Below are 9277 nucleotides of genomic sequence, written 5' to 3' on the forward strand. Positions count from 1 at the left end.
GGTTTACGCTGTGGCACGCGGCCACCGCCACATCTGAAGTTATGTCCACAGCAGACAGACGATCACGCGGTGGCCGCACCTCGCCTACCAGGCCCCACCAGCGACATCTCAAACGGCGGCTGCCGTACTAGAATCGGCACGGTGAGCACCGCCGAACCGGTCGGGCCGGACCGCGATGACCTGATCCAACGGCTGCCCAAGGTGGAGCTGCACGTGCACCTGGAGGGTTCGGTACGGCCGGCCACCCTGCTGCGCATCGCCCGCCGCCACGGGCTCGACCTCGGTCGCCTCGACGAGGCGGGCGTGGTCGAGCTCTTCCGTTTCCGCAGCTTCCGGCACTTTACCGAGTTGTACGAACAGTGCTGTGCGGCGTTGCGCGAGCCGGCCGACCTCCAGCTGCTGACCGAGGAACTGGCCGACATGGCGCACGAGCAGAACGTCCGGCACCTGGAGGTGACGTTCAGCCCCGGCACCCATCGGCGCGGGCCGGGCATCCCGTTCGACGAGCAACTCGACGCGGTGGCCCGGGGCGCCGAGGAGGCCCGGCGGCGTACCGGTGTCAGCATGCGGTTCGTGGTGGACCACGTCCGTGGCGAGTCGCCGGAGGAATGTCAGCGGGTCGCCGAGTGGGCCGTGGCGGGCGTACCCCGGGGGGTGGTGGCGCTCGGCCTCGGCGGCTTCGAGCCGGGCCGGCCGGCGTCGCTGTTCGCCGAGCCGATCCGGTGGGCGGCGGCACGCGGCGTGCCGTTCGTGCCGCACGCGGGTGAGGCGGTGGGGCCCGAGGGCGTCTGGGACTGCCTGGCCTTCGACCCGCCCCGGATCGCGCACGGCATCCGCTCGGTCGAGGATCCGGCGCTGGTGACGGCGTTGCGCGACCGGTCCGTCGTCCTCGACGTCTGTCCCACCAGCAATCTGCGGACCGCAGTGGTGCCGGGCCCGCAGGCGCATCCGCTGCGCCGGCTGTGGGACGCCGGCGTGCGGCTGACCCTCAACACCGACGACCCGACGATGTTCCACACCGACCTGGTCGCCGAGCATCGGCTCGCGGCCCGTTGGCACGGCTTCACGGTGGCGCAGTTCGCCGGGATGGCCCTGACCGCCGTCGAGGCCGCGTTGCTGCCGGACCCCGCGCGGGCGGCGCTGCGGGACCGGGTGCGCGCGGAGCTTTCCGGGCTGGGCGTCGTGCCGGCCTACCCGCCCGGGGTGGCGCAGCCCGCGCCGGCCGCCGGCTGACCGCCGGCCCGGTCCGCCAGCGGCCAGCGGGCGCGCAGCGCGGCGATGTGCGCCGGCGTGGACCCGCAGCACCCGCCGACGATCCCGAGGCCGCGCCACTGCGCACCGTCCCAGAGGCCGGCGAAGGCGTCCGGCGACAGGGCCGGCGACAGGTGCCGGTCGACCGGTGTCGCGGGCGGCAGGTCGCTGCGGTCCTCCAGATTCGGGTACGCCCCGACCAGCCCGGCGTCGACCTGCCGCAGCCGGCGCAGCGCCCGCTCGGTGCCGGTCGGATCGGTGCAGTTGACCAGGACCGCACTCGCCCCGGCGGCGCGTACGGCCGCCGCGGCGGCCGCCACGTCCTCACCGCTGAGCAGGCGGGCGCCGGCGGTGCACACGAAGCTGGCCCACGCGGGCAGGCCGTGGGCGCGGACGGCACGGACGGCGGCGACCGCCTCGCGGACCGTGTTCATCGTCTCCACCAGGACCAGGTCGACGCCGGCCCGGGCCAGCTGGTCGGCAAGCCACGCGTGCTCGGTCCGCAGCGCCGCGTCGTCGGGCACCAGGTCGGGCCGGTAGCAGTCCTCGATCGGCGCGACCGAGCCGGCGACGAGCACCGGGCGGGCCACGGTCGCCGCGGCCTCCCGGGCCAGCGTCACCGCGACACGCACGAGACCGGCGGCGGTGGTCGCGTCCGCACCGGACCGGTACGCGGTACGTGGGGTGGTACGAAAGGTGTCGGCGGTGAGCACGTCCGCGCCGGCCGCCGCGTACTCGGTGTGCACGCGGGTGACCAGGCGTCGGCCGGCGATGTCGAGCAGGCAGTGCGCGGTCCACCATGGGGCGGTGACAGAGCGGCCGTGCCGTTGCAGTTCGGTGCCGAGCCCGCCGTCGAGGACCAGTGGCCGGCCGGCCGGCGCCCCGGGTCGCTCCACCGGCACCTCCGACCAGACCGGGCCCGTACGCCGGGCCGTCGAGCCGATCGTGGCACGGTCCCCCCGGCCGGTACGACCCCGCGAGGCGCGCCGGCCGACGACTGCGCAACCTGCGAGAGGGGCCGTGGTCGGGTCAGCGGCGGATCGCCGCGATCGCCGCCACCGTGCCGATGAGGGCACGTACGTCAGCCCGGCTGGTGTAGCGCGCCAGCCCGGCTCGTACCGTCTCCGGAGGGTCGGGCGACACGGCCCGCAGCGCCGACTCCGCCCCGAAGGTGCCGTGGCCCACGACGATGCCGCCCTCGGCGAGCAGGCCCGCCACCTCGGCGGCCGGGCGGCCGTCGACCTGAAAGGCGACGATCGGCAGGCGGGTCGCGTCGTCCGAGCGACCGAGCACGCGTACGCCGTCGACCATGCGCAGGCCCCGGGCCAGCAGGTTGGCCAGCCGTTCGCCGTGCCGGAAGACCGCCGCCCGGTCCCAGCTCAGCAGCACCTCGGCGGCGACCCCGGTGGCCAGGACCGCGTCGATGCCGGGCCCGGTGCGCCCGACCGGCGTACCCGGGCGACGCGCCAGCGTGGATCCGACCCGGCAGCTGCGCTTCCACAGGATCCCGCACCGGGGGCCGTACCAGGTGGCGGCGGAGGTGACAAAGGCGTCGCAGTCCCACGCCGCGACGTCCACCGAACGGTGTGCCGGGACCTGTGCCCCGTCCACGAAGACCTGGGCGCCGGTCGACCGGGCGGCGGCGCAGATCCCGGTGATGTCCGGCACGCTGCCCAGCACGTTCGAGCCGGCGGTCAACGCGACCCAGCGGGTACGGGGGCTGAGCTGCGCGGTGATCGCGTCCACGGTCAGCTGCCCGTCCGGCGACAGGTCGGCGACGCGTACCACGGCACCCCGGCGTCGGGCGGACTCCCGCCACGGGTCCACGTTGGCCCGATGGTCCAGCGCGGTGCACACCACCTCGTCACCGGGGCGCAGGGCCGGTTCGACGGATCGGACGAAACCCTGGGTCAGGCTGGTCATGTCGGCGCCGAACGACACCGCGCCGCCGGGTGCGCCGATCAGGGTGCGGAACCGTCCGGCGGCCCAGTCGAGCACCACCCGGGAGCGGGGGCGGCTGGCGCCGGCACCGGCGGCCGAGTGTCTCGGATAGCGGGTCAGCACGTCGAGGACGGCGGCGTGGGCCAGGGTGCCGGCGGGTGCGTCGAGGCGGACGACGCCCGTTCGCAGATCCGGAAACTGCTCCGTGACCGGCCGCGTCACCAGGGTGCTCAGGGGAAGCCTGTGCAGTTCACCGAAGGTCATCTCAACCGGGGGGATCGGGCCGCTGCGACTGGCGTACGGCCGCGGGTGGCGCCGTCGGTCGGCGGCTAAACAGACGGAGCATGGTACCGAGCCGGCACCAGCACATGGTCTTCTCGGTGGGCGCATGTGGACATCACGTTCGTCGCAGCAGCGTGCTATTCGAAAGTGGAGCGTCGGTGCGGGCCCTACTGAAAGTCAAGTCTGTTTGGTAAAGATACTATACCGGATGCCGGAATGGCCCGTTCTGTTCACCGAAAGTATGCGATCGGCAACTCTGGGTAGAGCGGCTACGGCATCAGTCCGGGGCCGCCCGACGGGTCGTGGTGTGCCGTCGGGACGGTGTCCGCGTCGGCGGCGGGCTCGTAGCCCCACCGCCACCAGAAGTGGGGAGCCGCCGTCCGTTGCCGTCGGACCGTTCGACGCCGCGTCGGCCGGTCGGCGTCCGCGGCCGCGAAACCCGCCGACGGACATCGATCCCCGGAACCGGCCGGATCGGCCCTGGCCGGGCGCTCCTTGTCCGGCGGATCTGCGCCGTGACAGGCAGCCGGCACCATCGCGGACCTCCCTTCCGGGACCACTGAGGACAGTCAGGCTAACCGAGGTCAGGGACGGTCCGATCTCCCAGCTTGCGCAACCGGCGAAGGCTGCTTGAGCGACTCCCACCAGGACCGGTTTGCGCGGTACCAGGCCACCGTCTCGGGCAGCCCGGCGTCGAGGTCGTGGCGCGGCGCGTACCCGAGCTCACGGCGGATCTTGGACCAGTCGACGGCGTACCGGCGGTCGTGGCCCTTGCGGTCCGCCACGTACCGGATCCGGTCCGGTGCGGCACCGCAGGCGTCCAGGAGACGGTCGGCCATCTCCCGGTTGGTGAGCTGGGTGCCGCCACCGATGTTGTAGACCTCGCCACGCCGGCCCCGGGTCCGGACCAGCTCCAGCGCCCGCACGTGATCGTCGACGTGCAGCCAGTCGCGCACGTGCCGGCCGTCACCGTAGAGCGGGACGCGGTCGCCGTCGAGCAGGTTGGTGATCGCCAGCGGCACCAGCTTTTCCGGGTGCTGGTACGGGCCGTAGTTGTTGGCGCACCGGGTCACCCGTACGTCGAGCCCGTGGGTGCGGACGAAGGCCAGGGCGAGCAGGTCGCTGGCCGCTTTCGTCGCCGCGTACGGTGAACTGGGCAGCACCGGGTCGGTCTCCGGCCAGCTGCCCTCGTCGATCGAGCCGTACACCTCGTCGGTGGAGACGTGTACGAACAGGGCCCGGTCGCCGTGCCGACGCCGGACGGCCTCCAGCAGCGTCCAGGTGCCCAGGGCGTTGGTACGCACGAAGTCCCCGCCGTCGGCGATGGACCGATCGACGTGCGACTCGGCGGCGAAGTGCACCACCTGGTCGTGCTCGGCCACCAGACGGTCCACCAGCGGTCCGTCGCAGATGTCGCCCCGCACGAAGTGGTACGCGGGATGACCGGCCACCGGGCGCAGGTTGGCCAGGTTGCCGGCGTAGGTGACCTTGTCCAGGACGGTGACGTGGACGTCGCCGGGACCGTCCGGCCCGAGCAGGGTCCGCACGTAGTGCGACCCGATGAAGCCGGCGCCACCGGTGACGAGGAGTCGGATGCCGCTCACGACCACCTCCGATCAACGTCGCCCGCCGTCGCCCCTCGCCCGGCCGGTGGACCGAACCGGCCAGGCGGCGCACCCGTCAGCACTCACCTGCTGTTGTACGGCATGGTGGGGAACCAGCCGTAGTCGAACATCGCCGGTAGCCGCACGTTCCAGTACACGACCATGAACACACCCAGCGCGATCAGCAACCCGCCGGTGAGCACCGCCGTCCGGGACGGGCTGGCCGCCAGGGCGCGGATGAACCCACCCCGCGTGACCAGTACGAGCAGGGCGAACAGCGCCGCGACGATCGCGATGTTGCCGAGCGACTGGAGGACGAACGCGCCGGCGCCGTAGAGCGGGTTCCCGCTCTCCACCGCCCAGACGAACAGCTTGTTGAACAGCGGGTACGGCCGGCCGATCAGGAAGCCGCCGACCAGCGCGCCGAGCACCACCACCCGCGCCACCGGGCGGTGCGCGAACGGATCCCGCACCACCCCCAGCGCGGCCAGGCCGAGATAGACGAAGGCCAGCCCGATCAGGCCGAACACGACCATCGACTGGACCAGGCGTACCGGCATTCCGCCGACGGTCGCGGTGGACAGCTGTGGCAGCCGCTCACCGAGCAGCACGCCGACGAAGCCGTAGACGGCGGAGACGGCCACCATGCCGAGGGTCAGCCAGCCGACCGGCCGCACCAGGCTGCGCAGCCCGGCCCGGGTCGCCCCGTCCGCGCTGGCCTGGCTCATCGGTCCGATCGACGCCGCCATCGCGATGTTGCAGGCGGTGAAGGTGCCGGCCAGACCGGAGACGAACGCGAACACCAGAGCAGCCGCCGTGCCGCCGATCGCGGTCGCCTTGGCGTCCCGGCCGAGGATCGCATTGGCCATCGAATCACCGATCGTATGGTCGACGAACTCGTACGACCACAACACCGACAGCAGTACCCCGGCCGCGACGGCCGTCAGCACCACCCATCCCCATCGCACCGGCCGTCCCGTCGGAGCGGCGGCCACAGATCCACTCTTAGTGGCAGTCATGGATGAATTCTCGGCGACCGTCCGCGGACCGGTGTTCTCGCAGTTTGCCCGACTGGTCCGAAGGCCATCGGGCAGACGGGCCGTCGCGGCGACACCGGTCGCACGACCACCGGGAGACAGTTCGGTGCCGCCGCTCCACGTCGCCCCCTTCCACCGCAGCACGTTTACGCCCAGGCCGATTTGGTACTCGCAACGTGACCGCACCTGACTCGGCCGGCGGGCACCCGGCATGTGGACATCGGTCGCCGCCCGCGGGCCAGCATGGGGCAGAACCGACCACTGCCCCCGGTAGGGGAGGAATCCGCCATGAATGGCCGACCGAACATCGTCCTGGTGCACGGCGCATGGGCAGACGGCTCCTGCTGGAGCGGCGTGATCGAGCGGCTGCAGGCCGGCGGCTACCACGTGACGGCGCCGCAGTTCCCGCTGACCTCCACGCCTGATGATGTCGCCCGGCTACGCCAGGTCCTGAAGTTGCAGGACGGTCCGACGATCGTGGCCGGACACTCCTACGGCGGCCAGATCATGACTGCCCTGGGTACCGACGCACCGAACGTGGCCGGGCTGGTGTACGTCGCGGCCTTCGGACTCGATCAGGGGGAGTCGCTGAGCGCGCTGCTGTCGCAGGGACCGACACCGCCGGCGCTGGCCCACCTGTTCACCGACGAGCAGGGCTTCATCTGGCAGCCGCAGGACGACTTCGTGCAGCACTTCGCGGCCGACGTGGATCCGGTCCACGCCAACGCGATGCACGCTGTGCAGCAGCCAATTGCCGAGTCGGCCTTCGCGGCGCCGATGGGCGTCCCGGCCTGGCGATCGCTACCGTCGTCGTACCTGATCGCCACCCAGGACCAGGCGATCCCGCCGGACGCGCAGCGGATGTTCGCCAGCCGGATGGGCGCGACCACCATCGAGGTTCCGGCCAGCCACGTCGCGATGGTCTCCCACCCCGACGAAACGGCGCAGCTCATCAGGACGGCAGCCGAAGCCCGGGTCGCGATGCCGGCAGGCCAAGCAGCCCGCTGACGGGGCCACGCGAGGCCCTTCGGCCGGACGGGGTAGACGCGGCTGAGTTTTGCTTCCTAGGATCACGCCGGTGAATACGGAACCGATCAGCATCGACGGCGTGGCAGGACCGGTCGTGGTCACCACCAACGCGCTGTGGGGTCGCCCTGCCGTTACCGTTGGCGGAGTGCCGGCGCCGAGGACGGGTAGGCGTCAGTACGCGTTGCCGGCTGCCGCCGGTGGCACGGTCGAAGCCACGGTTCGCATCGCGTTCGCCGACCCGTACCCGACCGTGGAGGTCAACGGCGTACAGCATCGGACCGGGCCCCCGGTGCCGGTCGCGCTTCGGGTCCTGGCCCCACTGCCGATCCTGCTGATCGCGGTCGGCGGTGCCCTTGGTGGACTGATCGGAGTCCTCGGCTTGGTGGCGAACCTGGCTGTCGCCCGCACCCGAACTCCAGCCGCCGTCAAAGGGCTGACCATGGTTGGCGTAGCTGTCGTCGCGTCCGTCGTCTGGCTCGCCATCGCGGTCGCGGTGCAGGCAGCGATCGCATCGAGCTGATCTACGCGGCCCGCGTCGCCAACCCGTTCTGAACCCCGTAGCCCCACCGGCCGGGCCCGGCGTGAGTCGCACGCCCGGCCCGGCGTCCGGCATTCATTCCGCGCACGTTGAACCTGATGGTTCACTGTTGTATGGTGAACCGCATGGTTCAGCAACGTCTTGACCGGATCTTCTCGGCGTTGGCCGACCCGACCCGCCGCGAGGTGCTCGTTCGGCTCGGCTCCGCGCCGGCCACCATCAGCGATCTGGCCGAACCGTTCGCCATCTCCCTCACCGGGATGAAGAAGCACATCCGGGTGCTGGAGGAGGCGGGCCTGGTGGTGACGGAGAAGATTGGCCGGTCGCGGCGATGCCGGCTCGGCACCGAGCGACTGGACGATGCGATGGCGTGGATCAGCTTCTATCAGCGGCTCTGGGGGCGTCGCCTCGACGGTCTCGATGCCTACTTCACCCTGGAGAAGGGAACCGAGCAGTGACCGAGACATCAGACCTCCAGTTGCGCCTCACCCGCCACCTGCCGGCGTCGCCCGAGCAGGTGTTCGACGCCTACACGGACGCGGAGAAGCAGAAGATCTGGTTCAGCATCCTCGACGAAGAGCCCGGCATCGTGGAGATCGAGGTGGACCTGCGGGTCGGCGGACAGCAGACCGCGATCTGGGGTCCGAGCCCCGACCAGCTGTTCCGCGAGACGCAGACCTTCCTGGTGGTCGACCGCCCGCACCGGCTGGTCACCGAATCGGTCGGCAGCGGGCCGGACGGCATGACGATGACCACGCGCGTCGAGGTCACGTTCGAACCGGACGGCGACGGGACGCTCGTCACGGTGATCCAAAGTGGGTTCCCCGCCGTCGAGGTGCGCGACTTCTTCACCCAGGAGGTCTGGGTCGGCGCGTTCGCCAGGATCGAGGCCTACCTGCGGCGCGGGACGACGGCCGCGAACCGATGAGGCCATCACGGGGTACACCCGCCGCTGGTCGCCGGTCGAGCCTGGCCGTGGTAGCCGCCACAGTCGGTGCCGCTCTGATCATGAACCTGCTCATCCATGCCGTCGGCAGGGCGGCCGGAGGCCGGTTCGTGTTCACCAACGCCGGGCAGAGCATGCAGGTGGACGCGCTGACGGTCGGTGGCTTCACCGTCGTGCCGTTGCTGCTCGGCCTGACCGCCGTCGCGCTGACCGCCCGACGCTGGCCGTGGACCGTCATCGTCGGCAGCGTCGTCGCGCCACTGCTGGCGCTCGTGACCATCCCGATCATGACGATCCCGGCCGGCTTCGACACCGTCAGCGCCGTCGCACTCTCGCTGTGCCACGTGTCCCTGGCACCGATCAGTGTCCTCGGGCTGCTGAGCCTGCCAAGGGGGACCCGGGTCAGCGGCGAGGACACCGCAGCCGGCGATGCGCCCGCGTCCAACCGCACCGTCTCAACCGGCGGGAATGCCTAGGGCCCGCCACCCTGCCTGCCACGTCCGCGTTGCCAAGAGCCCCTAGCCTCGGCCCTTCGTTAAGGGTGTCCAAGGACTGGGCTGGAAACGAAGAAGTGCCTTCTGATCAGGGAAAATGGGACTTGCTGAGGGTCCGAGTTTCCTGTCACGGAAGGCACTTGCTGGGTGAAGGC

At 71.5% G+C, this 9277-nt stretch carries 10 protein-coding genes; 6 read left to right on the plus strand and 4 right to left on the minus strand.

All coding sequences use genetic code 11. The features are described 5' to 3' along the window. Nucleotides 1-141: 141 nt before the first annotated feature. Complete coding sequence (add, locus tag C1I95_RS28630; protein ID WP_158566491.1) at nt 142-1233, plus strand: adenosine deaminase; 1092 nt, start codon at nt 142-144, stop codon at nt 1231-1233. On the opposite strand, the gene C1I95_RS28635 is transcribed toward add, so the two are convergent. From C1I95_RS28635 to C1I95_RS28650, 4 genes are all read right to left on the minus strand, one after another. After that, entirely contained in the window at nt 1191-2147 is a 957-nt protein-coding gene (locus C1I95_RS28635; RefSeq protein ID WP_111218483.1) for a homocysteine S-methyltransferase family protein, read from the minus strand. The two genes, add and C1I95_RS28635, sit on opposite strands and share 43 nt — an antisense overlap. Before the next feature lie 133 nt (nt 2148-2280). Next, nucleotides 2281-3456 carry an aminotransferase class V-fold PLP-dependent enzyme gene (locus C1I95_RS28640; protein ID WP_158566492.1) on the minus strand — a complete coding sequence of 392 codons (1176 nt, stop codon included), beginning with the start codon at nt 3454-3456 and terminating at the stop codon, nt 2281-2283. A gap of 602 nt (nt 3457-4058) precedes the next feature. Then, the gene (gene rfbB, locus C1I95_RS28645) at nt 4059-5069 is read right to left on the minus strand and encodes a dTDP-glucose 4,6-dehydratase (protein WP_199523949.1); all 1011 of its coding nucleotides are present in this window, start codon (nt 5067-5069) and stop codon (nt 4059-4061) included. A gap of 92 nt (nt 5070-5161) precedes the next feature. Then, nucleotides 5162-6046, minus strand: a complete 885-nt coding sequence (locus C1I95_RS28650) for a hypothetical protein (RefSeq protein ID WP_233513949.1) — start codon at nt 6044-6046, stop codon at nt 5162-5164. Between the two features lie 357 nt (nt 6047-6403). Here C1I95_RS28650 and C1I95_RS28655 point away from each other — a divergent pair, with 357 nt between their 5' ends. From C1I95_RS28655 to C1I95_RS28675, 5 genes are all read left to right on the plus strand, one after another. Beyond that, the gene (locus C1I95_RS28655) at nt 6404-7123 is read left to right on the plus strand and encodes an alpha/beta fold hydrolase (RefSeq protein ID WP_158566493.1); all 720 of its coding nucleotides are present in this window, start codon (nt 6404-6406) and stop codon (nt 7121-7123) included. Nucleotides 7124-7193: 70 nt separating this feature from the next. Continuing rightward, nucleotides 7194-7664 carry a hypothetical protein gene (locus C1I95_RS28660; RefSeq protein ID WP_111218479.1) on the plus strand — a complete coding sequence of 157 codons (471 nt, stop codon included), beginning with the start codon at nt 7194-7196 and terminating at the stop codon, nt 7662-7664. Nucleotides 7665-7807: 143 nt separating this feature from the next. After that, complete coding sequence (locus C1I95_RS28665) at nt 7808-8140, plus strand: ArsR/SmtB family transcription factor (RefSeq protein WP_146605884.1); 333 nt, start codon at nt 7808-7810, stop codon at nt 8138-8140. Further along, nucleotides 8137-8610 (plus strand): SRPBCC family protein, encoded by a 474-nt coding sequence (locus tag C1I95_RS28670; RefSeq protein ID WP_233513950.1) that lies wholly within the window; start codon nt 8137-8139, stop codon nt 8608-8610. Before C1I95_RS28665 ends, C1I95_RS28670 begins: the two co-directional genes overlap by 4 nt. A gap of 80 nt (nt 8611-8690) precedes the next feature. Beyond that, nucleotides 8691-9104, plus strand: coding sequence for a hypothetical protein (locus C1I95_RS28675; protein WP_199523948.1), 414 nt, complete (start codon nt 8691-8693; stop codon nt 9102-9104). The last annotated feature ends 173 nt before the right edge of the window (nt 9105-9277 follow it).

Source organism: Micromonospora craterilacus, from assembly GCF_003236315.1.
Taxonomy (GTDB): Bacteria; Actinomycetota; Actinomycetes; order Mycobacteriales; family Micromonosporaceae; genus Micromonospora; species Micromonospora craterilacus.